This window comes from Aeromonas sp. R5-3 (assembly GCF_040908225.1).
GTDB lineage: Bacteria > Pseudomonadota > Gammaproteobacteria > Enterobacterales > Aeromonadaceae > Aeromonas > Aeromonas dhakensis.
Genome location: NZ_JBFODH010000019.1, coordinates 184,719 through 210,989, shown reverse-complemented (window position 1 = coordinate 210,989; position 26,271 = coordinate 184,719). Strand labels below are relative to the sequence as shown.

22 protein-coding genes and 1 tRNA gene are annotated in these 26,271 nt (G+C 63.5%); 15 read left to right on the top strand and 8 right to left on the bottom strand.

The window, feature by feature from the left end; translation table 11 throughout:
- Positions 1 to 5: 5 nt before the first annotated feature.
- Positions 6 to 1,232, bottom strand: coding sequence for an alanine racemase (alr, locus tag AB5Y95_RS10640; RefSeq protein WP_368160962.1), 1,227 nt, complete (start codon positions 1,230 to 1,232; stop codon positions 6 to 8).
- Between the two features lie 190 nt (positions 1,233 to 1,422).
- Between alr and AB5Y95_RS10635 the strand changes: the two genes are divergently transcribed.
- Positions 1,423 to 1,869: an isoprenylcysteine carboxylmethyltransferase family protein gene (locus tag AB5Y95_RS10635; protein WP_065017990.1), complete on the top strand. Its 447-nt coding sequence runs from the start codon at positions 1,423 to 1,425 to the stop codon at positions 1,867 to 1,869.
- A 72-nt stretch (positions 1,870 to 1,941) separates the two neighbouring features.
- Here AB5Y95_RS10635 and AB5Y95_RS10630 read toward each other — a convergent pair whose 3' ends face one another.
- The 4 genes from AB5Y95_RS10630 to AB5Y95_RS10615 all read right to left on the bottom strand — a co-directional run bounded on the left by AB5Y95_RS10630 (position 1,942) and on the right by AB5Y95_RS10615 (position 5,676).
- Complete coding sequence (locus AB5Y95_RS10630) at positions 1,942 to 3,201, bottom strand: dicarboxylate/amino acid:cation symporter (RefSeq protein WP_368160960.1); 1,260 nt, start codon at positions 3,199 to 3,201, stop codon at positions 1,942 to 1,944.
- Between the two features lie 205 nt (positions 3,202 to 3,406).
- Positions 3,407 to 3,883, bottom strand: a complete 477-nt coding sequence (locus AB5Y95_RS10625) for a hypothetical protein (protein ID WP_368161064.1) — start codon at positions 3,881 to 3,883, stop codon at positions 3,407 to 3,409.
- A gap of 138 nt (positions 3,884 to 4,021) precedes the next feature.
- Positions 4,022 to 4,098, bottom strand: a tRNA-Pro gene (locus AB5Y95_RS10620).
- Between the two features lie 234 nt (positions 4,099 to 4,332).
- The gene (locus AB5Y95_RS10615) at positions 4,333 to 5,676 is read right to left on the bottom strand and encodes a dihydroorotase (RefSeq protein WP_017782966.1); all 1,344 of its coding nucleotides are present in this window, start codon (positions 5,674 to 5,676) and stop codon (positions 4,333 to 4,335) included.
- A gap of 79 nt (positions 5,677 to 5,755) precedes the next feature.
- Here AB5Y95_RS10615 and AB5Y95_RS10610 point away from each other — a divergent pair, with 79 nt between their 5' ends.
- On the top strand, positions 5,756 to 6,640 hold the full coding sequence (locus AB5Y95_RS10610; protein ID WP_042007654.1) for a 6-carboxytetrahydropterin synthase: 885 nt from the start codon (positions 5,756 to 5,758) through the stop codon (positions 6,638 to 6,640).
- A 69-nt stretch (positions 6,641 to 6,709) separates the two neighbouring features.
- Here the strand turns inward: AB5Y95_RS10610 and AB5Y95_RS10605 are convergent, their stop codons facing one another.
- On the bottom strand, positions 6,710 to 8,710 hold the full coding sequence (locus AB5Y95_RS10605; protein ID WP_026141251.1) for a methyl-accepting chemotaxis protein: 2,001 nt from the start codon (positions 8,708 to 8,710) through the stop codon (positions 6,710 to 6,712).
- 262 nt (positions 8,711 to 8,972) lie between these two features.
- Here AB5Y95_RS10605 and hinT point away from each other — a divergent pair, with 262 nt between their 5' ends.
- From hinT to AB5Y95_RS10555, 10 genes are all read left to right on the top strand, one after another.
- Positions 8,973 to 9,323, top strand: a complete 351-nt coding sequence (hinT, locus tag AB5Y95_RS10600) for a purine nucleoside phosphoramidase (RefSeq protein ID WP_010633658.1) — start codon at positions 8,973 to 8,975, stop codon at positions 9,321 to 9,323.
- Complete coding sequence (locus AB5Y95_RS10595; RefSeq protein ID WP_368160957.1) at positions 9,323 to 10,768, top strand: COG3014 family protein; 1,446 nt, start codon at positions 9,323 to 9,325, stop codon at positions 10,766 to 10,768. Before hinT ends, AB5Y95_RS10595 begins: the two co-directional genes overlap by 1 nt.
- 68 nt (positions 10,769 to 10,836) lie before the next feature.
- Positions 10,837 to 11,235, top strand: coding sequence for a YcfL family protein (locus AB5Y95_RS10590; RefSeq protein ID WP_010633660.1), 399 nt, complete (start codon positions 10,837 to 10,839; stop codon positions 11,233 to 11,235).
- Complete coding sequence (lpoB, locus tag AB5Y95_RS10585) at positions 11,235 to 11,831, top strand: penicillin-binding protein activator LpoB (RefSeq protein WP_005302153.1); 597 nt, start codon at positions 11,235 to 11,237, stop codon at positions 11,829 to 11,831. The genes AB5Y95_RS10590 and lpoB overlap by 1 nt, the downstream gene beginning before the upstream one ends.
- The gene (locus tag AB5Y95_RS10580) at positions 11,821 to 12,675 is read left to right on the top strand and encodes a choline kinase family protein (protein ID WP_201971207.1); all 855 of its coding nucleotides are present in this window, start codon (positions 11,821 to 11,823) and stop codon (positions 12,673 to 12,675) included. Before lpoB ends, AB5Y95_RS10580 begins: the two co-directional genes overlap by 11 nt.
- A gap of 62 nt (positions 12,676 to 12,737) precedes the next feature.
- Positions 12,738 to 13,595, top strand: a complete 858-nt coding sequence (locus AB5Y95_RS10575; protein WP_017764232.1) for a DUF6279 family lipoprotein — start codon at positions 12,738 to 12,740, stop codon at positions 13,593 to 13,595.
- Positions 13,596 to 13,661: 66 nt separating this feature from the next.
- Positions 13,662 to 14,168: a hypothetical protein gene (locus AB5Y95_RS10570; RefSeq protein WP_322111579.1), complete on the top strand. Its 507-nt coding sequence runs from the start codon at positions 13,662 to 13,664 to the stop codon at positions 14,166 to 14,168.
- Positions 14,169 to 14,319: 151 nt separating this feature from the next.
- The gene (secD, locus tag AB5Y95_RS10565; protein WP_026141534.1) at positions 14,320 to 16,122 is read left to right on the top strand and encodes a protein translocase subunit SecD; all 1,803 of its coding nucleotides are present in this window, start codon (positions 14,320 to 14,322) and stop codon (positions 16,120 to 16,122) included.
- A gap of 112 nt (positions 16,123 to 16,234) precedes the next feature.
- Entirely contained in the window at positions 16,235 to 17,149 is a 915-nt protein-coding gene (secF, locus tag AB5Y95_RS10560) for a protein translocase subunit SecF (RefSeq protein ID WP_026141873.1), read from the top strand.
- 307 nt (positions 17,150 to 17,456) lie between these two features.
- Positions 17,457 to 19,076: a methyl-accepting chemotaxis protein gene (locus AB5Y95_RS10555; RefSeq protein ID WP_017784064.1), complete on the top strand. Its 1,620-nt coding sequence runs from the start codon at positions 17,457 to 17,459 to the stop codon at positions 19,074 to 19,076.
- Between the two features lie 48 nt (positions 19,077 to 19,124).
- Here the strand turns inward: AB5Y95_RS10555 and AB5Y95_RS10550 are convergent, their stop codons facing one another.
- On the bottom strand, positions 19,125 to 19,727 hold the full coding sequence (locus AB5Y95_RS10550) for a DUF924 family protein (protein ID WP_368160954.1): 603 nt from the start codon (positions 19,725 to 19,727) through the stop codon (positions 19,125 to 19,127).
- Between the two features lie 204 nt (positions 19,728 to 19,931).
- Between AB5Y95_RS10550 and AB5Y95_RS10545 the strand changes: the two genes are divergently transcribed.
- From AB5Y95_RS10545 to AB5Y95_RS10535, 3 genes are all read left to right on the top strand, one after another.
- Positions 19,932 to 20,849: a DUF808 domain-containing protein gene (locus AB5Y95_RS10545; protein ID WP_368160952.1), complete on the top strand. Its 918-nt coding sequence runs from the start codon at positions 19,932 to 19,934 to the stop codon at positions 20,847 to 20,849.
- Between the two features lie 181 nt (positions 20,850 to 21,030).
- A complete protein-coding gene (locus AB5Y95_RS10540; RefSeq protein WP_368160951.1) occupies positions 21,031 to 22,809 on the top strand; it encodes a M3 family oligoendopeptidase in 1,779 nt (592 codons plus the stop codon).
- A gap of 92 nt (positions 22,810 to 22,901) precedes the next feature.
- Positions 22,902 to 24,710 carry a M3 family oligoendopeptidase gene (locus AB5Y95_RS10535; RefSeq protein WP_043169536.1) on the top strand — a complete coding sequence of 603 codons (1,809 nt, stop codon included), beginning with the start codon at positions 22,902 to 22,904 and terminating at the stop codon, positions 24,708 to 24,710.
- 52 nt (positions 24,711 to 24,762) lie between these two features.
- On the opposite strand, the gene AB5Y95_RS10530 is transcribed toward AB5Y95_RS10535, so the two are convergent.
- Positions 24,763 to 26,178 carry a nucleobase:cation symporter-2 family protein gene (locus AB5Y95_RS10530; protein ID WP_368160949.1) on the bottom strand — a complete coding sequence of 472 codons (1,416 nt, stop codon included), beginning with the start codon at positions 26,176 to 26,178 and terminating at the stop codon, positions 24,763 to 24,765.
- Positions 26,179 to 26,271: the final 93 nt, after the last annotated feature.

Below are 26,271 nucleotides of genomic sequence, written 5' to 3'. Positions count from 1 at the left end.
CTGGCTTAACGCTTGATCTTCTTGGGGTTGGTGTAGCCCCAGATGGTGTACATGTCCGCCAGCAGGGCGCCGTTGTACTCCTCCAGATCCGCCTGTTTCACTTCGGCATTTCCCTGACGGCCAAACAGCACCACCTCGTCACCGGGTTTCACCCCCTTGAGGTCAGTCACGTCCACCATGATGGTGTTCATAGAGGTCTTGCCGACCACCGGCACCTTCTGGCCCTGGATCAGCACATAGGCCTTGTTGCTCAGGGAGCGGCGATAGCCATCGGAGTAACCGAGCGGCAGGTTGGCGAGCCAGGAGTCGCGCTTGAGGGTAAAGGTGCGGTCATAACCGACGGTGTTGCCAGCCGGGTAGTGGTTGACGGAGGCAACCTGGGTCTTGAACGCCATCACCCGCTTGTACTCGGTGTAGGAGGGGATGGAGTCACCGTACAGCAGGCCGCCCGGGCGCACCATGTCGAAGTAGGCGTCCGGCACTTCCAGAGTGGCGAAGGAGTTGGCGGCGTGGATGGTGATCTTGCTGCGATCCAGCTTGCCCGCTTCCAGCAGCCACTGGGAGTCCAGCTTGAACTGGGCCAGACCCATCTTGACGTCCTCTTTCTCCTCCACCGGGAAGTGGGTCATGATGCCGACCGGGGTGATCCCCTTGAGCTTGAGCATGGCCAGTGCGTCTTCCTTGGAATCAGCCAGACGCAGATCGATGCCGTTACGGCTCATGCCGGCGGAGTTGAGCGCGATGTGCACCGGGATATTGGTGTGGTGGCGCTGGGCGATGTCGGCGATGCCCTGGGCACTCACCAGGCTGCCGATGAGCTCTTCCATCTTGTAGGGCAGTGCCTGTTCCACTTCGGCCGGGGTGGCTGCGCGCACCCGCATCAGGCGGCCGGTGAAGCCCTTCTCGCGGGCCACACGGGCCTCTTCGTTGCTGGCAATCCCGATGCAGGGGATGCCCGCTTTGACCACCGAGGGGACCAGCAGGTCGATGCCGTGGCCGTAGGCGTCCGCCTTCATGATGGCGCAGATCTTCGGCCCCTTGTCGCCGAGGCGATCCTTGAGGGTCTGGATGTTGTGCTCGAAGGCGCCGAGATCAACTTCCAGCCAGGCATTGCTGGCGGTCTGCACTTCGCCGTTGCGGTGATCGCTGGCGAGCGGCAGATAGGGGGCTGCGACGGCCTGACCGGCCAGCAGGCCCAGGATCAGGGTGGCCAGCAGTGTCTTCTTGTGCATGGGGTGGTTCCTTTCTTTATTGTTTGGGTTGAGGCGCATGGCGGTCAGCGGGTGACCGTTTTCATGCAGATGGGATAAAGTGTAGCCAAGGCATTGTTATCGTTATGAACTTTGTCAATTTTCCACGGCGCTTTCCCGCCGGGGAGTGTAACGCAAGGTGCCGATCGTGGCACCTTCCGGGAGCCAATAGATGATGAGTCTTGAGTGTCGGGTACCACCGTTGCTGCTGTTTGGCCTGATCGTGGCGGCCATGCTGGGATGGGGCGCGGGTGACGTGAACGGTGGCTGGCCGCTGCCGGCCCTGTTGCTGGCCATGCTCGGCAGCCTGTTCGGGCTGGGAGGCGTGCTGCGCTTTCGCCGCCAGGGCACCACGGTGACGCCGCTGCACCCGGCGCAGGCCAGTGCACTGGTGACCGGGGGGATCTTTCGTGTCAGCCGCAACCCCATGTACCTGGGGCTGCTCTGCTGGACCATGGCGCTGGCCTGTTATCTGGGCGGGCTGCTGGTGTGGCTCGGTCCGCTGCTGCTGTGGGGCTGGCTCAGCCGCTGGCAGATAGTGCCGGAGGAGCGGGCGCTGCAGGAGCGCTTTGGTGATGCCTATGCCGATTACTGCCGGCGGGTGCGGCGCTGGTGCTAGGGAGCGTGCTGTTGCCATGAGGCATAAGAAAACGGCCCGCAGATGCGGGCCGTTTTGATGGGATGGCGGGGATCACGCCTTGGCGGTATCCACCTCGCCGAGCGGCGCGGTTTCCCCCAGGCTGTCTTCGCTCTTGGCCACCACGCTGGCGGCGATGGCGTTGCCCAGCACGTTGGTGGCGGAGCGACCCATGTCGAGGAAGTGGTCGATGCCGAGCAGCAGCAGGATGCCCGCTTCCGGGATCTGGAACTGGTTGAGGGTGGCGGCAATCACCACCAGGGAGGCGCGCGGTACGCCGGCCATCCCCTTGGAGGTGACCATCAGCAGCAGCAGCATGGTGATCTGCTGGGCCATGGAGAGCTCAATGCCGTAGGCCTGGGCGATGAACATCACCGCGAAGGTGCAGTACATCATGGAGCCGTCCAGGTTGAAGGAGTAGCCCATGGGCAGCACGAAGCTGGCGATGCGCTTGTCACAACCGAACTTCTCCAGCCGATCCAGGGTCTTGGGATAGGCAGCCTCGGAGCTGGCGGTGGAGAAGGCCAGCAGGATGGGCTCGCGGATGAGGGCCAGCAGAGTCAGCATGCGGCGGCGGATGAACAGGCTGCCCATGGCGATCAGCAGCAGCCAGAGGCAACCCAGTGCCAGGTAGAACTGGGCCATGAAGGTGCCGTAGGTGGCCAGGATGCCGAGCCCTTCTTTGGCGACCATGGCGGCGATGGCGCCAAACACCGCAAACGGGGCGAAGTTCATCACGTAGCCGGTCACTTTGAGCATGATCTCGGCGCCGCTGGCCATCAGCTTCACCACCGGCTTGGCGGCGTCCCCCAGGGCGGCGGCAGCCAGTCCGAAGAAGAGGGAGAACACCACGATCTGCAGGATCTCGTTGGTGGCCATCGCCTCGACCACGCTTTTCGGGATGGCGTGGGTGACGAAGTCCTTGAGGGAGATGGCGCCGGCGACCACGCCGGAGCTGGCGGTGTCATCGGGCAGGGAGAGGGAGAGCCCCACCCCAGGCTGCATCAGGTGAACCATCACCAGTCCCAGGGTCAGTGACAGCAGGGAGGCGAGCATGAACCAGCCGAGGGTCTTGACGCCGATGCGGCCCACGGTGCGGGTGTCGCCCATCTTGGCAATGCCGACCACCAGGGTGGTGAATACCAGAGGGGCGATGATCATCTTGATCAGGCGCAGGAAGATGTCGGTCAGCAGGGTAATGTCGTCGGCAAAGCCGGCGGCCTGGTCAGGAGCAAACATGCGATAGCCCTGACCGGTAAGGATGCCAACCAGCATTGCGATGAGGATGGCAGCCGTCAATTTGTTCATTTTCATGGGGTGGGTCCCAGTTTTGATGAGTGCAAAGCATTTCAAGTGGCAAGGGCGCCACTTCAGTCCGTTTTTGTGATCCGAGCCGTAGATTCCTGACAGCCGGTGTGCTTGCAGCATGCCTAATCCGGGGGGGTAAATCCAGCGCCTTGTAGCAGAATTTTATGTTGCGATTAGGTGTATGTGATATAGATCTTGCAATTTGCCTGTATTAATCGCTGTTTATTTTAATTTTCGCGAGATAATCGGCTTTCATGCTGCGGTCGTTTCTGGCGTGATGGGCGAGGGTGAAGACCAGCAGCGCCGAGATGCGGTGTTCCACGGTGCGCTGATCCAGAAAGGGGTCCGGCTCGTCGTCATCGAACCCGAACAGGGGGCGGCTCGGGGTCACTCTGACCGCATCTCGTTGCAGGGTCAACTCGTTGACCTCAAGCCACTGATAACCTTCGGCTTGCGCCACTTCGCCCGCCCGTTTCAGCACGTACTTGCGGGCGGTTTCCCGGCTCACCAGATCGTTGCCGACAAACTCCAGCTGCCACTTGTCCGGCCCGAGCCGGGTCTGGGAGAAACCGGTCTGGCCGTTCCAGAACGAGGGTTCGCTGTGATAGGGGGTGGCACAGCCGAGCAGCAGGGCAGCGCAGAGGCAGGCCAGCAGCAGGACGGGCACGGAGGGACGGGGAGAGGGCATCTCGATCACCGGTTGGCAGCAGAGGGCTTCACTACAGCACAAAGCCATGGGGGGCACAATCGGGGGGCCGTTTCCTGCGGTGGCGCGCCTGAAAGAAAAAAGGCCTTGTCGTTTGACAAGGCCTTTCTCGGGGAATGATGGTCGGCGTGAGAGGATTTGAACCTCCGACCCCTGACACCCCATGACAGTGCGCTACCTGGCTGCGCTACACGCCGACGAAGTCAGTCTGAGCTGACGGGGGCTGAGTTTATGGAGATGGACCCGGCCTGTCAACAAGGAAACCGCGGCGGCGGTGCGTTCGCCTGCTTTGCGAACAATCGGCGCTCAAAGTGCCGCCACTTGCCCAAAAACCGCTCATGGCGGGGTTGAGAACCGCTTCAAACAAGCAGGCCGCCCGGGTGGGCGGCCTGTGATGGTGCTATGGTGACGGTGGCACCGATTGAGATGGCTCAGCGGTTGAAGGTGAGCCGCTTGCCCAGCACCTCGTTGGTGACCTGGCCGTTTTGCCAGGCGATCTGGCCGTTGACCAGGGTCATCTCCACCGTGCTGTGGAAACGGTAGCCGTTGAAGGGCGACCAGCCGCACAGATAGAGCAGGTTGCTGTCGTTGACCACGTAGGGCTTGCCCAGATCCAGCAGCACCAGGTCGGCGAAGTAACCCTCGCGGATGTAGCCACGATCCTGCACCTGGAAGCGCTCGGCTACCGCGTGGGAGGTCTTCTTGACGATGGTCTCCAGCGAGAATACCCCGTTGTGATAGAGCTCCAGCAGGGCCAGCAGGGAGTGCTGCACCAGCGGCACGCCGGACGGCGCCTTGAAGTAGCTGTTCTGCTTCTCTTCCCAGGTGTGGGGGGCGTGGTCGGTGGCGATGATATCGAGCACGTCATTGCGCACCGCATCCAGCAGGGCGTGCTGGTCGGCGGCGCTCTTCACCGCCGGGTTGCACTTGATCTGGCTGCCCAGGGTGTCGTAGTCCGCCTCGTTGAAGAACAGATGGTGAACGCACACCTCGGCGGTGATGTTCTTGTCCTTGAGATCCTTCAGATCCGGGGTGGCGGTAAAGAGCGACAGCTCTTTCGCCGTGGTCAGGTGCAGCACGTGCAGCTTGGCGCCGTACTGCTTGGCCAGGGAGACCGCCAGGCTGGAGGATTTGTAGCAGGCGTCGGCGCTGCGGATGCGGCCGTGCTCGCGCATCGGCACATCTTCGCCCCACTTGGCACGGGCTTCGTCTTCCAGCACCTTGATGGTGGGGGTGTCCTCGCAGTGGGTGACGATCATCACCGGGCTCTCGCGGAAGATGGCGGCCAGGGTCTCCTGGTTGTCCACCAGCATGTTGCCGGTAGAGGCACCCATGAAGATCTTGATGCCGCAGGACTGTTTCGGATCGAGCTTCTTGATCTCTTCCAGGTTGTCGTTGGTGGCGCCGAGGTAGAAGCTGTAGTTGGCGGCGGAGGAGTTGGCGGCTATCTGGTATTTGGCTTCGAGGGCATCGAGGGTGGTGGTCTGGGGATTGACGTTGGGCATTTCCATGAAGCTGGTGGTGCCACCGGCCACGGCGGCCCGGGATTCACTGGCGATGGTCCCCTTGTGGGTCAACCCCGGCTCCCGGAAATGGACCTGATCATCGATCATTCCGGGGATGAGGTGACGGCCCGCGGCATCGATCACTACTGCATCGGGGGCGCTGATATCCGGGGCGATGCGGGCGATCCGTTCCCCCTCGATCAGTACGTCGGAGGCATAGATGCGGCCTTCGTTGACCAGGGTGGCATTCTTGATAAGCAATTTGTTCATGGGGGGTTCCAGTTCCTTTGCCGATAATCGCGGGTCATAATAGCGCAAACCGCCCTTTCTCTGTAGCAAGGCCTGACTGATGAAGTTATTTGTAAAAGATTTGACCGTGATCGACTCCAGCTACCTGTGCGAACGCCGCGGTATGGTGGGGGAGAGCTGGCTGGTGGACATCGAAATGAGCGGCGAGCTCAACGAGATGAGCATGTTGCTGGACTTCGGCCGGGTCAAGAAGCTGATCAAGTCGATCATCGACGACGAGGTGGATCACAAGCTGTTGGTGCCGACCGAGAGCCCCCTGGTGCAGGTGGCCCAGCTGGACGGTGACGAGAGCACCGTCGATCTGCTGCGGCCCGGTCGTTCCATCCACCTGCGCTGCCCGAGCCAGGGCTTCGCCTTCATTCCGGCGCCCCAGGTGGACAAGGAGTCCGTCACCCGTTATCTGTTGGCGGTGCTGGCCAAGCGGCTGCCTGGCAACATCAAGGACTTGTCGCTGACCCTGCGCCAGGAGGCCATCGACGGCGCCTTCTACCACTACAGCCACGGCCTCAAGAAGCACGACGGCAACTGCCAGCGTATCGCCCACGGCCACCGCTCTCCCATCGAGATCCACGTGGACGGCGAGCGCGACCAGGAGCTTGAGCTGAACTGGGCCGAGCGCTGGGCCGACATCTACCTGGGGACCGACGAGGATCGGGTGGCCCTCGGCGATCTCGCGCTGAGCGAGCAGGCCAAGGCCATCCTGCAAGAGGCCGGTGAGCACTACGTCGGTTTCAAGTATGTGGCGCCGCAAGGGTTGTTCCAGCTGGCCATGCCGGCGGCGGAGGTGGAGATGATCGACACCGACACCACTATAGAGCTGCTGGCTCACTACATCGCCCGCGAGGTGAAGAAGAGCGTGGGCGACAAGTTCATCAAGATTGTCGCCTATGAAGGGGTGGGCAAGGGCGCCATCGCCTACGCCTGATCCCGCCCTGCTTGCCAGTAAAAAACAAGGCCCCGCATCTGCGGGGCCTTGTCGTTGCCGGGGTTGGCGTCAGGCGCTGAGCCGGAAGCGCTTGACCAGGCTCTCCTGCTGCTCGGCCAGCGAGTCGAGCTGCTGGCTGGTCTCGGCCACCCGCTCGATCCCTTGGTAGTTGAGATCCGAGATGTCGGAGATGCGGTTGAGGTTGGTGGCGATGTCGGCGCTGGTGGCCTGCTGCTGCTCGGCGGCGGAGGCGATCTGGCTCGACATGTCGCTGATGAGCACCACTATGCCCTGCACCTCCTCCATGGCGTTGTTGGCGTGGGAGCTCTGATCCATGCAGCTGTCCATCTCGCGGGAGCACTCCTGCATCACCGTGACCGCCTTGGCGACCCCCTGCTGCAGGTTCTCGATCATGGTCTGGATTTCGCTGGTGGACTGGGCGGTGCGCCCGGCCAGGCTGCGCACCTCGTCGGCCACCACCGCAAAGCCGCGCCCCTGCTCGCCGGCCCGGGCCGCTTCGATGGCGGCATTGAGGGCCAGCAGGTTGGTCTGCTCGGCGATGCCGCGAATGACGTCGAGGATGTTGCCGATCTGGCCGCTCATGGCGCTCACGTCGCCAATCACCTTGCCGGTCTGCTGCAGCTTGCCCGCCAGCTGGTGGGTGGTGGTGATGTTGCCGGCCATCACCTTGCGACCGGTCTCGGAGGCTTTCTCCACGTCCATCACCCGCTCCAGGGTCTGGTTGGCGGCCTGGGCCACTTCGCGTACCGAGGCCTCCATCTGGGTCATGGCGGCGGCGACCGAGGCGGTCTCCTGGCGCTGTTTCTCCAGATCCGCCCGCACCGATTCGGTGGTGTGGCGGTTGTCGTGGGCGGCGTTGTTGAGCTGGTTGGAGGCCTGGGAGAGCTGGCTCAGCACCTCGCCCATCTGCTCGATCAGCAGGTTGACCTGGCTGCCGAGCCGGCCGAATTCGTTGTTGCTGCGAAAACCGATGCGCTGGGTCATGTCGCCCTGGGTCACCTCGGTCAGCACCCGCAGCAGCTCTTTGAGCGGACGGCGAATGGCCTTGCCGAGGGTGTAGGCCACCAGGATGGCGATGGTGATGGCGATGACCAGCGCCACCCCCTGGGTGAGGGTGCTCTGGGTCTGTACCTTGCCGGAGGCGCGGATGCTGTTGTTCATCAGCTGCTGGCTCTGGGCGGTGATCTGCTCGAGCTTGCTCTGGATGTTGACGATGAGCTTGCCGGCCTGCTTGCTCTGCTCGCGCATCCGCTCCTGCTGCTGCATCAGCGCCAGGTACTGGGCCAGCACGCCGTCGCTGGCGGTGGTGTCGCGCACGAAGCCGTGCACGTAGTGGCCCATGTTGTTGTCGAACTCCTTGAGCTCCCCCTGCAGATCCTTGATGGTGCTGTTGAAGCCCTCGATCTGCATCTTGTTGCGCTTGAGCGCCGCCTCGATGGGGGCGGGTATGCTCTGATTGAGGGCATCCATGGTGGAGAGTTCAATGGCGGAGAGCTTGGTGGTCAGGGTCTCGGAGAGCATCTTGATGAAGCTGTCGTCGATGGTGATCATCATGTCCCCCAGGTTCTTCTTGAACTGGGGCAGGCTGACCTGGAACTGGCCCTTGGCCTGGTTCACCTTGTAGAGCCGGCTGAGCAGGGCCTGGTGTTCGGTGGGCAGGGTCTCGGTCAGCTGCAGGTAGTCCTTGACCAGCTGGTTGAGCGCGCCGAGCTCACTCTGCAGCTCCGGGTGTTCCGCCGCCTGTTGGGCAAGGGTGGCGAGAGTCTGGTCGACCTGCGCCTTGGCCTGCTGCAGCTCGGCCACTTCGGCCGGGATCTGCTTGAGATCCTGCTCGGTCAGCACGTCGGTGAGCCACTTGTTGGCGCTGAGCAGGCTGATCTGGGTCTGACTGCTGGCGATCACCAGCGGCATGGTCTGCCGGGTGACCTGATCCAGCGCCTGGTTTAGCTCGCTCTGGCTGCGGAAGGTGAGTACCGAGGTGGCCGCCATCACGGCCACCAGGATGGCAAAGCCAAGATAGACCCTCTGCAAGATGGAGAGGTCTGACATTGTTTGTTTCATTATTGTCCCGCTGTATATGCAAAAGTCCCTTGCCTGAATACCCCGTCCATTTGATACCCTGCTACCACTGTGGGCGAGCAACGTCGGCAGACGTCTTCCGGCTATCGGTATTTTTAACAATAACTGAAGAGAATGGGACAACGGCTGTGTCAAATGTCGGCTTGTGTCACACTTGCCGGGCCTTGATGACGGGCGTTGGAACCGCTTGAGACAGGCATTGAATTTTCTTTTTCATATAAAGGAGTTATCCATGGCGCAAGAAACCATTTTCAGCAAAATCATCCGCAAAGAGATCCCCGCCGACATCCTTTATCAAGACGACCTGGTGACCGCCTTTCGCGACATCCAGCCCAAGGCCAAGACCCATATCCTGATCATCCCCAACGTGCTGATCCCCACCGTCAACGATGTGGAGCCGGATCACGAGCTGGCGCTGGGCCGGATGTTCACCGTGGCCCGCAAGCTGGCCAGCGAGGCGGGCATTGCCGAGGATGGCTACCGCCTCATCATGAACTGCAACCGCCACGGCGGGCAGGAGGTCTACCACATCCACCTGCATCTGGTCGGCGGCCAGCCGCTGGGACCCCTGCTCAGCCTGTGATGCCGCGCCTGCCACTGGCCGGTCTGCTGCTGGCCGGTTCCCTGCTGGGGGGCTGCGCCTCCCACTGGCAAGACATGTTCGTCTCCTATTCCGATCAGATGGTGCCGCTGCGCAACCAGCTGTTGCTGGGTCATGCCGCCGAGGCGCTGCCCGAGGTGCGCGACTCCACGCCGGGGGACGATACCTATGTGCTGGACCGGCTCGAGCAGGGGCGCATCGCCTGGCTGGCGAGTCAGGATGCCGCCAGCAAGCTGGCCTTTGCCGCCGCCGACAGCCGGCTGGCGTGGGAAGACAATCAGGCCGAGTACCGGGTCAGCCAGGGGCTGGCCCAGGCGGGCAGCCTGCTTACCAATGACCAGACCATGGTTTACCGCGCGCCCGATTACGAGCGCACCATGCTGCACCACTATCTGGCTCTCAACTACCTGCAGCGCGGAGATGCCGAGGGGGCGCTGGTGGAGGTGCGTCGCGCCAACCAGGTGCAGGAGCAGGCCCTTAAACGGCGGGCCGACGAGGTGCGCAAGGCAAAGCAAAAGAGCGAAGAGGCCGAGGCGGATACCGCAACTGAAGGGGAGATGCGCCAGCTGATGTCGCGCGGCGCCCCCGAGCTCGACCGGCTGATAGGGCGGGTCAAGAACGGTTTCCAGAACGCCTACACCTTCTATTTCTCCGGCGTGCTCTATGAGGCGGCCGGCGATCTCAACGATGCCTGGGTCGACTATCAGCGTGGTTACCAGATAGCACCGGACAACCGGAGCCTGCAGGATGCCTTGCTGCGCCTGGCTGTGCTTCGTGGTGCCGCGGACGAGATCCGCGAAACCGAGAAAAAGGTGGGCCGCAAGGCGCCGCCCCTGGCCAAGAGTCAGGGCCAGCTGGTGGTGCTGTTTGAAGATGGGCTGATCCCGGCACGGCGCGAGCTGTTCCTGCCGCTACCCATCGCCACCTCCGGCGGCGATTTTCGCACTTTTACCGTCGCCATCCCCTATTACGATAATCGGGCCAGCGACACCGGGCCGCTCACGGTGTCGGTGGGCAAGCGGGTCGAGCAGACCAGCGAACTGGTCAGGCTGGAGGCGCTGGCGGCCAAAGATCTGCAGGAGCGGCTGCCCGGCATGCTGACCCGTCAGGCGCTGCGGCTGGTGGCCAAGGAGCAGGTGCGGCGCACCGCCGCCAAGGAGGGGGGCGATGTGGGCAATATTCTGGTCGGCATCTTCAATACCCTCTCGGAGCGGGCTGACACCCGCAGCTGGTTGACGCTGCCGGCCCAGGCAGCGAGCTGGCAGGGGATGCTGCCGGCGGGTGACGTGAACCTCACCCTCAGTACTGGTATAGGCGTCGGGGCAGCCCAGCGGCAATTGCCGCTCACCATTCACCAGGGACGCACCACCCTGGTGTGGGTGCAGCGGCTCGGTGCCGGGCTGACGACGCGGGTGATGCCGCTGTGACGGCGAACGATGGCAATACACATGAGTGACCGGTCGGGCCCCTCGGGGTCGCCGGCAAGGAGAGCAAGATGAAAGCACACGGGTTGGCTCTGGGCCTGGTTCTGCTGCTGGCAGGCTGCGCCACCAATACCTCCGGCGTGGCGCTCTATGGGGCGGCGGGCGCCGCGCCAGTGGCGGAGCAGCATCAAAACGTCAATGTCACCCTGACCGAGCTCAGCCGGCGCGAACAGAACGGCCTGCTGCAGGTCAATGTGGCGGCGGCCAGCACCCAGCGCGGTGACAACAAGCTGCAATACCTGTTCTATTGGTATGATGAGGCGGGGCAGGAGGTGGCCAGCGATGGCCGCGGCTGGACGCCGCTCAAGCTGCACGGCTATCAGACCCGCACCCTGTCTGCTCTGGCGCCGAGCCCGGCCGCCCGGGGCTACCGGATTTACGTACGCGAAGTGATTGAGGAATCCTACTGATGAAAATGAATCATGCCCTGCTGATATTGACCGGCGCCCTGCTGCTGGGCGGCTGCTCCAGCACCACCGTCAGCTATGGCGATCCGACCGAAACCGAGACGGTGACCGTCGATTACGGTTCAAGTGATCTGCAGGCCATCGCCGACAAGATGGCGGATTCCATGCTGGCGTCGCCGGCCACCAGCGAGATCACCGCCGGCGGCCGTCCGGTGATGTTCATGGACTCCATCCGCAACAAGACCTCCGAACACATCGACACCGAGGCCATCACCGACACCATCCGCACCAAGCTGCTGCGCGCCGGCAAGTTCCGCTTCGTCGACATGAGCAAGGTGGCGGCGGTCAAGCAGCAGCTCGAATACCAGCAGAGCAGCGGCATGGTGGATCCTGCCTCCATGGTGCGCTTGGGCAAGCAGACCGGTGCTCGCTACATGGTCTATGGCAACCTCGCCAGCATCGTCAAGGACAACGGCAAGGTGAAGGATGTCTACTACCAGATGACCATGAACCTGATGGATCTGCAAAACGGCGAACTGCTGTGGGCCGATCAGAAGGAGATCCGCAAGCAGGCCAAGAAGTCCACCTTTGGCTGGTAAGTCGAAAGAGTCCTCTCTGGACGCCGCCGAGCGCGCCCTGCTGTCCCGCCTGCCGCCACCCTGGCGCTCGGGTCGGCTGGAGCCATTGGCCAGCGGCCTGACCAACTGCAACTATCGACTGCGCCTCCCCTCGGGGCGCAGTCACTTTTTGCGCCAGGGCCACCCCGATCCGGTGCGCCTTGGCATCGATCGGGCCACCGAATGGCAGCTCTATCAGGGAGCCGTGGGGCAGGGGCTGGCCTTGCCCTGCCATCACAGCGATCCCGCCACTGGCCTGATGCTGCTGGAGTGGTGCGACGAGCCGAACTGGCTGGCGGCGCCGCCCCCGGCCGAGGTGCAGCCAGCGCTGCTGGCCGGGGTGCTGACGCGGCTGCACCGGTTGCCTGTGCCGGGCGTGGTGATGGCGGTGCGGGCCCACAGCGCGGGTTATCGTGGCCGGCTGGCCCGGGTGCCGGCCTGGTTGCCGGCGCTGGAGCGGGGGCTGCTGGCCAGCCGCGAGCCCGCCGATTGCTGGCTCCCTTGCCATCATGATCTCAATCCGGCTAATTTGTTGGGGAGCCGGCCCTGGGTCATCGACTGGGAGTATGGCGCCGCCGGGCATCCCGGTTTCGAGGTGGCCAGCATCCAGCGCACCCACAACTGGCAGGAGGCCCAGCGCGAGGCGCTGGAGCAGGCCTACTGCGAGCGGGCAGGGCAGCCGGTCGGCCCGCGCGGCTTTCAGAGCCGGGCCTTTTTGCCCTGGGTCGACTACATAGGGCTGCTGTGGGCGCTGTTGATGGCCGAGCAGCAACCGGGGCCCGATTACCAGGCGCTGATCGATCTCAACCGGCAGCGGCTGGAGTAGAGGGTCAGGCATTATGAATCATCCGTTTCGTCAACTTTGTTTCATCAACATTGGAGCCCTGCATGGTGACCACCTTTTCCTGGCGCAAGCCCAGTAGCTGGAGTCTGCTGCTGCTCTGTCTGCTGCTGGCCGGCTGCTCCACCCGGGTCGTCTATTACTGGCTCGACGTGGCCATCGTCTGGCAGCTGGACGACTACTTCTCGCTGGATCGCAGCCAGAAGCGGCTGCTGGACAACGAAGTGAAGGGGTTGATGGCCTGGCACCGCCAGTATGAGGTACCGCGCTACGCCAAGGATCTCGATGCGCTGGCCAAGGCGGTGGCGAGCCCCATGACCCCGGCCCAGGTCTCCCGCCATCTGGATGCGGCCCAGCAGAGCCTGACCCGCACCCTGGAGGACACGGTGCCGCGGGCGGTGCGGTTGGCGCGTACCCTGACCGAGGCGCAGGTGGCCATGTTCATGAAGGACAGGCTCACCCGTCAGGCCGAGCGGGAAAAAGAGTTTGCCGACAAGCCCAGGGAGGAGATGCTCAAGGAATTTCGCGACAAGATGAACGAGCGGCTGGTGTTCTGGATTGGCGAGGTGAAGCCGGCCCAGGCCCCGCTGGTGGCCCAGTGGGCCCAGTGGCAGTACGAACTGCAGGCCCCCTGGCTTGAGTTTCAGACCGCCTGGACCAAGGAGCTGGATCGGCTGATGAAGCAGCGCCAGAGCCAGGACTTCGGCGCCCAGCTCACCGCTCTGCTGCAACAGGGGGACGGCCTGATGGATGGTCGCTTCACCGGCTACACCGATCAGTCGCGCCAGCGCACCGTCAACTGGCTGAGCGATCTCAGCCAGTCGCTGGACATCTCCCAGCGGGCCCATCTCTACAGCCTGCTCAAGGGATATGCCCGCGATTTCAGGCAGATGTCTGAGGGGTAATGGTTGCGGCCAGCCTGTGGGGAAGGGGGTTGGCGACCCCTTCATCCTTGTTCCAACGGGCCCCCTGTGGTAGTTTGCCCTTTCTATTATGCGGGAATTAACTTTTTGAACCTGACCGACAAAGTGAAACTGGCGCTGATGACCCTGCTCATCACCCTCGCTCTGTTGTTCTCCACCCTCTCGGTGGAGGGGTTTTCCCTGCCCGTATCCCAGCATCACGCCCAGCATGGTCAGTTGATGGATGACGCCGCGGCGGCGTCCGACGAAGGCCAGGTGATCCACAGTGCCAGCGACAGCGACGACGGCATCGTCAAGTTCGTCAGCTCCCACCAGAATCATCTGCTGCGGCTCGAGCACTCCCTGCGCAGCGATAACCAGCCCGGCAGCGTGGTGTACGAGCTTGTCACCAGCTGGTCCCAACAGGCGATCCTGCTGCTGCTGTGCGGCCTGCTGTTCTATGCCGCTCTCTTCTATCGCAAGCACAGTTTCCGCGATCGGTTTGCCACCATCCATCGGCACCGGTTGCAACGCCAGCACCTGCAATACCGTTTCTGTCAGAGCTACCTCGCCTGATCCCGATGGGGTCCGGTCCTTCATACCACCTCATCGCCTCCTGATGCCTGCTCACCGCGCGTGAACGGGCCACTGTCTTATTCCTGTTTTTTTGCGTGCCGCCGCCCGGGCGTGGCGAGTGCGCCGCCTTCTCCTGACAGAGGCTGATTTCATGAGAAAAAAGAGTCGTATCACCTTGAACCGCATGAACATGTGGCAGTACGCCCTGCTGCTGCTGATGCTGCTCACCTTTACCTTTTACTCCCTGCCCACCTTCTTCGGTGAGCAGCCCTCCCTCGGCCTGCACGGCCAGACCAGCCTGACCGAGGCGCAGCGTACCCTGCTGGCCGACAACCGCATCGAACCGCAGAAGCAGGTGCAGCAGGGCGAGCGGGTCGAGCTGGTGTTTGCCAGCCAGGCAGAGCAGCAGCGCGCCAAGCAGCTGCTGGAGCAGCAGGGCTATGACAGCTCGGCGCTGACCCTGGAGTTCTACTCCAACGCCCCCGGCTGGATAAGTCAGCTCGGCGCCGCCCCCATCAAGCTCGGGCTGGACTTGCGCGGTGGCTCCCAGCTGCTGATCGGGGTCGATCTGAGCTTCGTTATCGACAACCAGACCAAGAACCTGGTGGACATGCTGCGCACCCAGTTTCGCGAGGCGCGCCTGCGCGGCGCCAACGTGGCCCGGGTGAGCGAAGGGGAGGTGAGGGTGACCCTGCCTGAGGTGGCCGATCAGGCGCCCTGGCTCACCATCATCAAGGATTCCGCCGGCACCCGGCAGGATCAGTGGACCCTCAAGCGCAGCGGCAACGAGCTGCGGCTGGTGATGAGCGAGGCCGAGCGCACCCTGCTGGCCAACAACGCGGTGACCCAGAACCTGTCGATCCTGAAAAAGCGGATCAACGAGCTTGGCATCGTCGAAGCCTCGGTCCAGCGCCAGGGTCAGGACGGCATCCGCATCGAGCTGCCCGGGGTGCACAATCCCAAGCAGGCGAAAGAGGTGATCGGGGCCACCGCCTCGCTGGCCTTCTACGAAGCCCAGGCCGACAGCCGCTTCTTCATGGCGGATCGCAGCGGCCAGGCGATTGGCTTGGCTCGCAAGCCGGTGCTGACCGGTGAGCACATCGTCGATGCCCGCGCCAACATGGGTGAGATGGGGCAACCCCAGGTCAACATCGTGCTCGACAGTCTGGGCGGCAGCAAGATGAACCAGTTCAGCCGCCAGCACGTGGGCAAGCCGATGGCCACCGTCTTCACCGAGTACAAGACCAACGCCCAGGGCAAGTTGCGGGCCCAGAGCGAGGTGATCAATGTCGCCACCATCCAGACCGCCCTTGGCAACCAGTTCCGCATCACCGGGATTGGCAGCGTACCGGAAGCCCAGGAGCTGGCCATGCTGCTGCGCGCCGGCGCCCTCACCGCGCCCCTCAAGATCCTGGAAGAGCGCAGCATAGGCCCGACCCTGGGTCTGCAGAACATAGAGGCGGGCTTCACCGCGCTGGCGTTTGGCATGGCGGGCATGATGCTGTTCATGATGGCCTGGTATCGCAAGTTCGGCTGGGTCGCCATCACGGCACTCATCGCCAACCTCTTGATGCAGGTGGGCATGCTGGCGGTGCTGCCGGGGGCCGTGCTGACCCTGCCGGGGATCGCCGGTCTGGTACTCACCGTCGGCATGGCGGTGGATACCCATGTGCTCATTTTTGAGCGGATCAAGGACCGGTTGCGGGAAGGGGGCTCGCTGGCCAACGCCATCGACTTTGGTTACCGCTCGGCGTTTCGCACCATCTTCGATGCCAACATCACTACCCTGATCTGCGCCGTGGTGCTCTATGCCATCGGCTCCGGGCCGCTGCAGGGCTTCTCCATCACCCTGATCCTGGGCCTTATCTCCAGCATGGTGACCGGCATCTGGGGCACGCGCGCCATCATCAACCCCCTGTGGGGCAAGAGCAGCGCCAAGCTGCTGAGGGTGTGACCATGACGGATCACCACCTGTGTCATCGCGCCGCGCGTTCGAGCCTGCTCCGCGCCCGCGCCATGGGCTTCCCTGCGGGAAGCCAGAGCCATCTGCTGTCGAGGGAAGAAAAATGCTGAGAATGATCATTGCCATGGGGCTGACCCGCTGGCGTTACATCGGCCTGTGGGCCTCCGTGCTGCTGACCGTGGCGAGCATCGCGGTGCTCGCCATCAACGGCCTCTCCCTCGGTCTCGACTTTACCGGGGGCATCCTGCTGGAGTTTCGCATCCAGACCCTGAAGGAGGCCCATGAGCTCAACGCCCTGTTGACGGCTCCCCTGGCGGGCGTAGTCGAGCTGCATGGCGCCGGCGTGCCCGGCGAGTGGCTGATAAAGCTGCCGCCCCACGAGCTGCCCTGGCCGGCCGAGGAGCTGGCGGTGATGCTGGGCCAGCAGCTCAACCTGCCGGTGGAGCTGCTGCGCACCACCATCGTTGGCCCCCAGGTGGGCGCCGAGCTGTTCCAGCAGGGGATGCTGGCGGTGCTGGTGGCCTCCTTGGCCATCTCCGCCTACCTGGCGGTACGCTTCGAGTGGCGTCAGGCCATCGGCATCCTGGTGTCGGTGCTGCACGACGGTCTGGTGGCGCTGGGGCTGTTGGCGCTGTTCAACATCGAGTTCGATCTCAACGTCATCGCCGGTCTGATGGCGGTGATCGGCTACTCCCTCAACGACAGCATCGTCATCTCCGACCGCTTGCGGGACCTGCTCAGCTCGCGCACCCAGATGGGGATCCACGACTGCTCCGACGCGGCCATCAAGGCCACCTTCAGCCGCACCATGATCACCTCGGGCACTACTTTGTTCACGGTGGGGGCTCTGCTGCTGTTCGGTGGCGACGCTCTCTACGGTTTCTCCTTCACCCTGTTCGCCGGCATCCTGGTGGGCACCATCTCCTCCATCACGGTGGCCTCCACCGTGCAGGAGCTGCTGGGGCTCACGCCGCAGGCTTACCAGAAAAAAGAAGAGGAGCTGGCGGAGGCGGCGTGACCTTCATCGACGGCCGCCACACTGCGGGCCTGCCGGGTCATCCCGAGCGAATATAAATAGCGAGAAGGAAGACGACATGTCTTCCTTCTTTTTTATTGGTTGGCCGGCGCAGTCGTAACCGGGTCTTTTTCGCATTCACATTCAGCCTGCGAGGCTATTTTCGGGCCTGGATCTGACCATCGGCAGCGGGTGAAACGCGAGGGCTGGCAGCAGTGACAGATGTGCAAGGAAGCGCACATTTTACGGGCCATCCGGAGGTTGCCCATCGTCTACACTGCAATGGAGTTTATTAACGGAGTATGCCTTTATGAACATTGCTCGCCGGCTTCAACTCATTGCCCTGCTGGTTATGCTGGCCCTGACCTTTCTCAGCTGGTTCAGCATCAACCGACTCTCTGCTGCCGACACTGATCTCGGTTATGTCACCGACAATACGGTGCCCAGCATCTCCCTCATCAAACAGGTACAAGCCGATTTTTACGCATTGCACGCCTTGATCCAGACCCATGTGCTCAATACCGACAACAGCAAGATGAATCAGATTGAGACGGGCATTGCAGATCTGCGTACTGAAATCCGCTCTCTGTTGCAAAAATACCAAGCAGAGATGCTCTCCAATGAAGAGGATCGGCAACTGACGACGGATGATCAGCGCATCATCGAGCAATATTATCAGGAGATAGAAAAGGTCCTGATATTGTCTCGTGATAATAAAAACACCGAGGCCAGAGACTTTATCGCCAGCAATGTCATGCCACTGTTCGAACAGTTTTCCAAGGCCATAGATAAACATGTGAAATTCAATATTGATTTGGGGGCGGCAGTCAAACTGCAGGGTGAAAAGAACTACGACAATAGCCTCCAGACCATGCTGTTTATTTCGTGCGGTACCGGAATATTGACCCTGGTGCTGTTTATCTGGTTGTTCAGACAGGTCGCCAATCCACTGCGGCTGGCGATGGCGACGCTCTCCGATATTCAGCACAATTTGAACTTTACCTTGCGGGCCAAGGTGGCCCAGCAAGATGAGATTGGTCTGACCCTCTCGGCTGTCAATCGTCTGCTGGACACCTTGCAGCAAACCTTTACCGAGTTTTCAGTGGGCAGCCTGCAGATAAAAAGCACGGCCGAGTCGCTCTCCCAGGCGGCTCATCACCTTGCCTCGTCGGCGAGCCAGGCCAACGATGCCACCAGTCTCATTGCCGCCGGGGTGGAAGAGATGACGGTGAGCATCACGGATATTTCCCAGCGAACCCAGGAGGCCAGCCGCATCACCAATGAATCCGGCAAGCTAGCCAGCGATGGGGGGACCACGATAGACAGAACGGTGAAAGCCATCAACGAGATCGCAGAGGCCATTCGTCAGGCTTCCAGCGAAGTGTCGGCATTGGGTGATGGCATTTCCCGGATCGGTGGCGTGGTGAACGTGATCAGCGATGTGGCGGGGCAGACCAACTTGCTGGCGTTGAATGCGGCCATTGAAGCCGCACGAGCCGGTGAACAGGGTCGAGGTTTTGCCGTGGTGGCTGACGAGGTACGCAAACTGGCGGAGCGGACGGCCCAATCGACCAGGGAGATCTCGGAGACGGTGGAGGCGATTCAACAGGGTTCCCAGCTCACGGTGACCAAGATGGTTCAGGTGGAAGAGAAAGTAGCGCAGGGGGTGGCCATGGCCACTGAAAGCGGGGAGATCATTACCCAGATCCGTCATGCTTCCCATCGCGTCATGGATCAGGTCGGTGAGATCACCATCGCGATTCGCGAACAGAGCTCGGCGGCGGAGTCCATTGCCCATCAGGTGGAGCAGATTGCCCAGGTCGTCCAACAGACCAGCAGCACGGCGGAAGAGACATCGGCTGCGGCGGAAGAGTTGAATGTGACCACCGAGAATATTCACCAGCAGATCTCTCGCTATCGCATCCAGTGATCACTATGGGTGCCAGCTCCCCGCCACATGGCGGGGATTTTTTATGGGTCAGAAACCTGACCCCGGTTGCAGCAGGAAGTCGGTCTCTTCCGTTGTGCTCGCGCGGCCTAGGATGGCGTTGCGGTGGGGGAAGCGGCCAAAACGCTCGACGATCACCTGATGGCGGCGGGCAAAGTCGGCAAAGCCGGCGAAGGTCTCCCGCGCCGGGCCGTCAGCCTGTTCAGCCGCCAGTCCCTCGAACAGGGTCACGCTTCTGGCCTGCTGCTCGCGGGATTCGGCGTGCTCCAGCGGCAGGTAGAAAAAGACCCGTTCCAGCGGTGGCAGCGCCAGATCCGCTCCCAGCGAGAGCCCCTTGAGGCAGAGATCCCGCGCCTTGGCATCCTGGGCAAAGGCGGCCGGGGTGCCCCGATGGATGTTGCGCGGCAGCTGGTCCAGCAGCAGGATCAGGGCCAGCCGGCCCTCGGCCGATTCGGCCCAGTGGGCAAGCTCGCCAGCGGCGGCTGCTGCGGCCTGGTCACCGAAGCGGCTGGCGAGCAGGGCGTCGGTGGCGCTGTTTTTGCCCCACCAGAGGAGCGCTTGGCGTTTGGCGCGGGTGACGTCGTCACTCTCTTCGCCAAACCAGAATGTGAGCAGCGGTTGCCAGGGTTGCATGGAACACTCCTTGGGCCTGCGGGCACCGGATGAATCAAGGCCAAATGACCCTGATGTGGTTGCTGCCGAACGGGCGGCTTCTGGTTACACTGTGCCATCTTTTCCCGCAATAGGGATCCCCCTTCGGCCGGCATCGCTCTCGACATCGGCAGTTGCCGCCGGTGAACCGTGGGACCCTGACTACCCTGATGAGGATTTTCTGATATGGCCGGAACCAGTTTGTTGGCCCTGATTGACGATATTGCCAGCGTACTCGACGACGTGGCGCTGATGACCAAGGTGGCGGCGAAGAAGACCGCCGGGGTGCTGGGGGACGATCTGGCCCTCAACGCCGAGCAGGTTTCCGGGGTGCGCGCCGAGCGGGAGCTGCCGGTGGTGTGGGCGGTGGCCAAGGGGTCGTTTCGCAACAAGCTTATTCTGGTGCCGGCCGCCATCGCCATCAGCGCCCTGGTGCCCTGGCTCATCACCCCGCTCCTGATGCTGGGGGGTGCCTACCTCTGCTTCGAGGGGGCCGAGAAACTGGCCCACAAGTTTCTGCCCCATGAGGCGAGCGAGGGGGAGGCGCATACCGCACCCATTCCCGATGATCTGGTTGCCTTTGAGCAGCAGAAGGTGAAGGGGGCCATTCGCACCGATTTTATCCTCTCGGCCGAGATCATCGTCATCGCCCTCGGCACCGTGCAGGGAGCCAGCCTGGCACTGCAACTGTCGGTGGTGGCGGGCATTGCCGTATTGATGACAGTGGGGGTCTACGGCCTGGTGGGGCTCATCGTCAAGCTCGACGACATCGGCCTGCATCTGCTGCAAAAGCCCGATGGTGGCACCCTGCGCCGGGCGGTGGGGCAGAGGCTGCTGGTGACGGCGCCGCGGCTGATGCACCTGCTGGCGCTGGTCGGCACCATCGCCATGTTCATGGTGGGGGGCGGCATCCTGGTGCATGGCTGGCCTTTCGTGCACCACCTGATTGAAGGGGCTGCCGCTGCCGTGGCCACCCTGCCTGCGGTCGGCGCAGCCCTCGCACTGGTGACGCCGACCCTGCTCAACGCCGTGGCCGGCGTGGTGGCCGGGCTGGTGCTGGTGCTGGCCATGACCCTGGTGAGCAAGCTCAAGCCCGCCAAATAGTGCCAGTGGCCTGACTGTCGGTAGGCATTTCCGCGATAGCGGGTCATCCCGTCAGATATTGTCTCGTCTGTTGCCTCGGATGGGGGCTAGGCAAGGGCCGGCCTCCTTTCGTACTATCCGGTTGACACCCGCTCACAGAGGCGGGGTCAACCCACATGGATGCAAACAGACAAGGAACGTCATGAAACCACCCGTTTGGCAGGATGATCACATCTATGCCACCCCCGACTGCCCGGCGATCGACGCCGACTTCCAGCGTGCCCGCGAGGCCATGAAGCGCCTGCAACCCCTGCTGGATGAACTGCCCAAGACCAACGACACCAATGCTTTGCGCCATCTGCTGCGGGCCATCCGGGCCTGCTGGAGCGAGGTACGCCTGCTGGAGTGGAACTGGCAGACCTACGGCTACAACCGGCTCAGTCGGGACGGGCGCGACGAGGCGGCCCGGCTGCTGCTCTCCCGCGGCCAGCAGTTGCAGGCAAGCCTGGCCCAGCTCTGCAAACCGGTGGCCCTGTTCTGGGTGCGTGCCCCCGAGGAGCAGGTACGCGCCCTGCTGCAGGATCCCGAGCTATTCGAACTCGCCTACGCCATTCGCCACGACCGGCGCCAGCGGGATCAGTGGTTGTCGCTCGAGAGCGAGCAGCTGATCGCGGGGCTGAGCGTGGATGGCCTGCAGGGGTGGGGGGATCTCTACGGTGGCCTGGTAGGAAGGCTCAGGCCGGTGGTGGAGGGGCAGCCCATGGGGCTGGCCCAGGCGGACAACCTGCTGGCCCACCCGCAGCGGTCTCGGCGCGCCGCGGCCTGGCACGCCATCCAGGCGGCCTGGGAGGCGGAGCAGGAGACGGTGGCCGCCATCCTCAACGCCATCAACGGCTGGCGCAACGAGCTGGCTCGCCAGCGCGGCAAGGAACGCAAGTGGGATGCGCTCGATCTCTCCTGCCATCAGGGGCACCTGGAGCGGGCCACCCTGGAGACCCTGATGACGGCGGCCGGCGAGCACAAGGAGCTGGGGCGGCGCGCCCTGCGTGCCATGGCCTGCGCCCAGCAGATCAACGACTTCGCCCCCTGGGATCTCTATGCCCCGGCGCCTGTCGGGGCGAGCAGCCTCATCAGCTTCGAGCAGGCGCTGACCCTGGTGGCCGATGCCTTCGCCGGGTTTGATCCCGAGATGGGGGCGTTTGCCCGCATGATGGCGGCCAATGGCTGGATTGACGCTGCCCCGAGCGAACAGAGGCGCAGCGGCGCCTACAGCACCGAGTATGCCGAGCCGCCCGAGCCAAGGGTGTTTCTCACCTTCGAGGGGACCCTGGACAACGTCATCACGCTCGCTCATGAGTTGGGGCACGCCTGGCACAGCTGGCTGATGCGGGAGTTGCCGTTGGAGCAGCGTGACTACCCCAAGACGCTGGCGGAGACAGCTTCCCTGTTTGCCGAGGCGCTGGTGCGCGATGCCCTGCTGGCGGCCACCGACAACATGGAGCAGCGCCGGGCCATCGCCTGGCTGGACGGGGAGCGGGCCGCCAGCCTGCTGCTCGACGTGCCGGCCCGTTTTACCTTCGAGCGGACCCTGGTGGCGGCGCGGGAGGAGGGCTACGTGGGGGCCGGCCAGCTGCGGCAGATGATGAAATCGGCGCAGCAGCAGTGGTATGGTGACACCCTGAGTCAATATGACGAGCTGTTCTGGGCCAGCAAGGGCCACTTCTCCATCGCCGAGCTCGGGTTCTACAACTACCCCTATCTGTTTGGCTACCTGTTCAGCCTGGGGCTCTATGCCCAGCAGGCGCGGGCGGGCCGCGAGTTCGTCCACGCCTATCGGGAGCTGTTGCGCGACACCGGTCGCATGAGCGCAGAAGAGCTGGTGGAGAAGCATTTGGGGGTCGACATTCGTGAACCTGCCTTCTGGCAGGAGAGTCTCGATTATGTGGAAGAGGCGGTCGCCCGCCTCGAGCGGCTGGTGTAGGTAGCCCGGCCGTTTTTATCCTGGTGGCGGGCCTGTGGCTCGCCACGCGCATTCAACGGGGCCCGGCCCCGCAACCTGATGACGAGCGTTTGATGCAGCAACGAATCTACCCACAACAGTGGCAAAACCAGCATATCTATCCCGCCCTCGACTGCCCGCAGGTGAGCGCGGATCTCGCCCTGGCGCGCGCCAGTCTGGACGAGCTCGGCCAGTTTATCGAGGGGCTTGGCGCCGCCCGGGCCAATGCGCAGGCGCTGCAGGATTTCCTGCGCGAGGTGCGGCTGCGGACTCGGGACATTCACAACATTGGCTGGAACCTGGCCGTGCTGGCGGCCTGCCGTGGCAGTCAGGATGCCCGCGACGAGCTGGCCAAGCAGCTGGCCTCCCGTGCCCGCGCCCTCAATGCCGATCTGTTCAAGACCCTGGCGCCGGTCGAGGATCTGATGCTGGCCCTGCCGGAACCCGAATTCGAGCAGCTGATGGCCGACTCCCTGCTGGGGGAGGAGGCGTACCGGCTGCGCCACGAGCGCCTTTTGCAGGATCAGCGCCTGCCGGTGGAGGCTGAGCAGCTGGTGATCGGCCTTGGCACCGACGGCCTGCACGCCTGGGGCAACCTCTACAACGATCTGGTGGGCAAGATCCGGCTGGTGATCGATGGCCGCGAGATGGGGCTGGCCGAGGCGAGCAACCTGCTCTCCAGCCCGCTGCGGGCCCTGCGCCGGGAAGCGTTCGATGCCATCAGCGCCGGCTGGGAGGGGGAGCAGGAGACGGTGGCCGCCATCTTGAACGCCCTCAATGGCTGGCGGCTTGAGCTTTCGCGCCAGCGCGGCCGCAGCCGCCAGCTCGATGCGCTCGATCTCTCCTGCCATCAGAGCCATATCGAGCGGGCGACCCTGGATACCCTGATGCAGGAGACCTGGCGCGCACGCGGGCTGGGTCAGCGGGCGCTGGGGCTGATGGCCGAGCGCCTCGGCATCGAGGAGCTGGGGCCGGAGGATTTGTTTGCCCCGCCGCCGGCCGCGGTGAGCCGCGAGATCCCGTTCGAGGAGGCCATCGAGATCATCGCCGATGCGTTCTCTTGTTTTGATCCAGAGATGGGGGAATTTGCCCGCATGATGGCCGAAAAGGGGTGGATCGATGCTGCGCCCACCCCCAACCGGCGCACCGGGGCCTACTGCACCAAGTTTGCCGAGCCGGTGGAGCCGCGGGTCTTCATCACCTATGCCGGCACCATGGACAACGTCATCACGCTCGCCCACGAGCTGGGCCACGCCTGGCACAACTGGCTCATTCGCGATCTGCCCATGAGCCAGCGTCGTTACCCCATGACGCTGGCGGAGACCGCCTCCATCTTCGCCGAAACCTTGGTGCGCAGCGCCCTGTTCGAGCAGGCGCAAAGCTCGGAAGAGCAGCAGGCCATCGCCTGGGCCGAAGCCGATGGCGCCGCCACCTTCCTGGTCAACATCCCGGCCCGCTTCGATTTCGAGCGCGCCCTGGTGGCGGAACGGGCGTCTGGCTATGTCTCGCCGGCCCGGCTCAAGGCGCTGACCGACGAGGCCTGGGGCCGCTGGTACGAGCAGAGTCTGTGCCGCTATCACCCCCTGTTCTGGGCGGCCAAGGCGCACTTCTCCATCGCCGGGTTTGGCTTTTACAACTACCCCTACCTGTTCGGCTATCTGTTCAGCCTCGGCGTCTATCAGCAGCTGATGCATCGCCAGAAGGCGGGAGAACAGAATGTGGCCCAGGCCTACCGCGACCTGCTGCGCGATACCGGCCGCATGAGCGCAGAAGAGCTGGTGGCCAAGCACCTGGGGGAGGACATTCGCGAGCCCGCCTTCTGGCAGGGGAGCCTGGCGCTGGTGGAAGCGGCGGTGGAGCGCTTCGCCCAGACCCGCGGTTAACACTGGCTTGCTGAATGGAACCGCCGGGCAGCCATGCTGTCCGGCGGTTTTTTTATGGGGCGGGTTTGCCTGGTTGCGGCTGAGCGGGCGGGCGCACCGGCCCTACCAGCAGGGGCCTCGGCTGGTGGCGCAGGTCCGGCTGGTAGCCGTTGAAAAAGAGGTTGAGCAGCACCGAGCTGAGGGTGGCCAAGAGGATGCCGCTGTGAAACAACGGCTGCAGGGCAGCGGGGAAGTGTTGGAAGAAGGCGCCGGAGACGGTGGGGATCATGCCTATCCCTAAGCTGATGGCGACGATGTAGAGGTTGTGGCGATTGCTGTTGTAGTCGGCCCTGGCCAGGATGCGGATGCCGGTGGCCAGCACCATGCCGAACATCACGATACCGGCGCCCCCCAGCACGAAGGGGGGGATGGAGGCGACCAGCACCGACATCTTGGGCACCAGGCCGAAGGCGAGCAGGATCCCCCCCGACATGACGCAGACCCAGCGGCTCGACACCCCGGTCACGCTCACCAGCCCGATGTTCTGGGAGAAGGAGGTGTGGGGGAAGCTGTTGAAGATGCCACCTATGATGGCGCCGATGCCGTCCACCCGCAGGCCACGCACTATGTCGCCCCGGCTGGCCGGGTGGCCGACGATGTCGCCGAGCGCCAGAAACATCCCCATCGACTCGATGAAGGTGATCAGCATGATGACGGTGAGGGTGGCGATGGAGATGGGATCGAAGGTGGGCCAGCCGAAGGCGAACGGCACTATTGGGGCGAACCAGGCCGCTTCACTCAGGCCGTCCAGGCTCACTTCCCCCATGGCGATGGCCACCCCGAAGCCGAACAGGATGCCGAGCAATACCGAGATGTTGCTGAAAAAGCCCTTGGTGAAGCGGGTCACCAGCAGGATAAAGGCCAGCACCAGAAAGCTGGTGCCGATGTAGCGCAGGCTGCCGTACTCGGGGTTGCCCTTGCCCCCCGCCATCCAGTCGATGCCCACCTGCATGATGCTGATGCCGATGGAGGTGATGACCACCCCGGTCACCACGGTGGGGAAGAGTGGCATCAAGCGGCCGATGAGCGGTACCAGCAGGGTGGAGAGGATGCCGGCGGCGATGGTGGCGCCAAAGATGCCGGTGAGCCCCAGCGCTGGGTTGGCGCCGATGGCCAGCATCGGCATGACGGCGGCGAAGGTGACCGACATGATGACCGGCAGGCGGATCCCGGCGAAGCGGCCGATGCCGAGGCACTGCAGCAGGGTGACGATGCCGCAGCAGAAGAGATCCGAACTGATGAGATACGAAATTTGATCCTTGGGCAGTCCCAGACTGCCGCCGATGACCAGCGGCACCGCCACGGCGCCGGCATACATCACCAGCACATGCTGCAGGCCGAGGGTAAAGAGCTGGCCGGGGGGGAGCAGGCGCTCCACTTCGTCGATGGCGCGGCCCTTGGCCGCCCCGGGGGGCTGGGTCTGGTGCATGAACAGATCACTCCTTGCGACCCGGCGGCTCTGGCCGGGCAAGATGGGGCAGGCTGGCTGTCCCGTTCATGGATGAGGACCGGGTCGACCAGG

Excerpts from the sequence above, each read along its gene's own strand:
- AB5Y95_RS10595 (WP_368160957.1), top strand. The coding sequence starts at position 9,323 with ATGCCGCGCCTGCCACTGGCCGGTCTGCTGCTGGCCGGTTCCCTGCTG.
- hinT (WP_010633658.1), top strand. The coding sequence starts at position 8,973 with ATGGCGCAAGAAACCATTTTCAGCAAAATCATCCGCAAAGAGATCCCC.
- AB5Y95_RS10530 (WP_368160949.1), bottom strand. The coding sequence starts at position 26,178 with ATGCACCAGACCCAGCCCCCCGGGGCGGCCAAGGGCCGCGCCATCGAC.
- AB5Y95_RS10575 (WP_017764232.1), top strand. The coding sequence starts at position 12,738 with ATGGTGACCACCTTTTCCTGGCGCAAGCCCAGTAGCTGGAGTCTGCTG.
- AB5Y95_RS10610 (WP_042007654.1), top strand. The coding sequence starts at position 5,756 with ATGAAGTTATTTGTAAAAGATTTGACCGTGATCGACTCCAGCTACCTG.
- AB5Y95_RS10535 (WP_043169536.1), top strand. The coding sequence starts at position 22,902 with ATGCAGCAACGAATCTACCCACAACAGTGGCAAAACCAGCATATCTAT.
- secF (WP_026141873.1), top strand. The coding sequence starts at position 16,235 with ATGCTGAGAATGATCATTGCCATGGGGCTGACCCGCTGGCGTTACATC.
- AB5Y95_RS10605 (WP_026141251.1), bottom strand. The coding sequence starts at position 8,710 with ATGTCAGACCTCTCCATCTTGCAGAGGGTCTATCTTGGCTTTGCCATC.
- AB5Y95_RS10590 (WP_010633660.1), top strand. The coding sequence starts at position 10,837 with ATGAAAGCACACGGGTTGGCTCTGGGCCTGGTTCTGCTGCTGGCAGGC.
- AB5Y95_RS10555 (WP_017784064.1), top strand. The coding sequence starts at position 17,457 with ATGAACATTGCTCGCCGGCTTCAACTCATTGCCCTGCTGGTTATGCTG.
- AB5Y95_RS10635 (WP_065017990.1), top strand. The coding sequence starts at position 1,423 with ATGATGAGTCTTGAGTGTCGGGTACCACCGTTGCTGCTGTTTGGCCTG.
- alr (WP_368160962.1), bottom strand. The coding sequence starts at position 1,232 with ATGCACAAGAAGACACTGCTGGCCACCCTGATCCTGGGCCTGCTGGCC.
- AB5Y95_RS10540 (WP_368160951.1), top strand. The coding sequence starts at position 21,031 with ATGAAACCACCCGTTTGGCAGGATGATCACATCTATGCCACCCCCGAC.
- AB5Y95_RS10545 (WP_368160952.1), top strand. The coding sequence starts at position 19,932 with ATGGCCGGAACCAGTTTGTTGGCCCTGATTGACGATATTGCCAGCGTA.
- AB5Y95_RS10615 (WP_017782966.1), bottom strand. The coding sequence starts at position 5,676 with ATGAACAAATTGCTTATCAAGAATGCCACCCTGGTCAACGAAGGCCGC.
- AB5Y95_RS10630 (WP_368160960.1), bottom strand. The coding sequence starts at position 3,201 with ATGAAAATGAACAAATTGACGGCTGCCATCCTCATCGCAATGCTGGTT.
- secD (WP_026141534.1), top strand. The coding sequence starts at position 14,320 with ATGAGAAAAAAGAGTCGTATCACCTTGAACCGCATGAACATGTGGCAG.
- AB5Y95_RS10550 (WP_368160954.1), bottom strand. The coding sequence starts at position 19,727 with ATGCAACCCTGGCAACCGCTGCTCACATTCTGGTTTGGCGAAGAGAGT.
- AB5Y95_RS10625 (WP_368161064.1), bottom strand. The coding sequence starts at position 3,883 with ATGCCCTCTCCCCGTCCCTCCGTGCCCGTCCTGCTGCTGGCCTGCCTC.
- lpoB (WP_005302153.1), top strand. The coding sequence starts at position 11,235 with ATGAAAATGAATCATGCCCTGCTGATATTGACCGGCGCCCTGCTGCTG.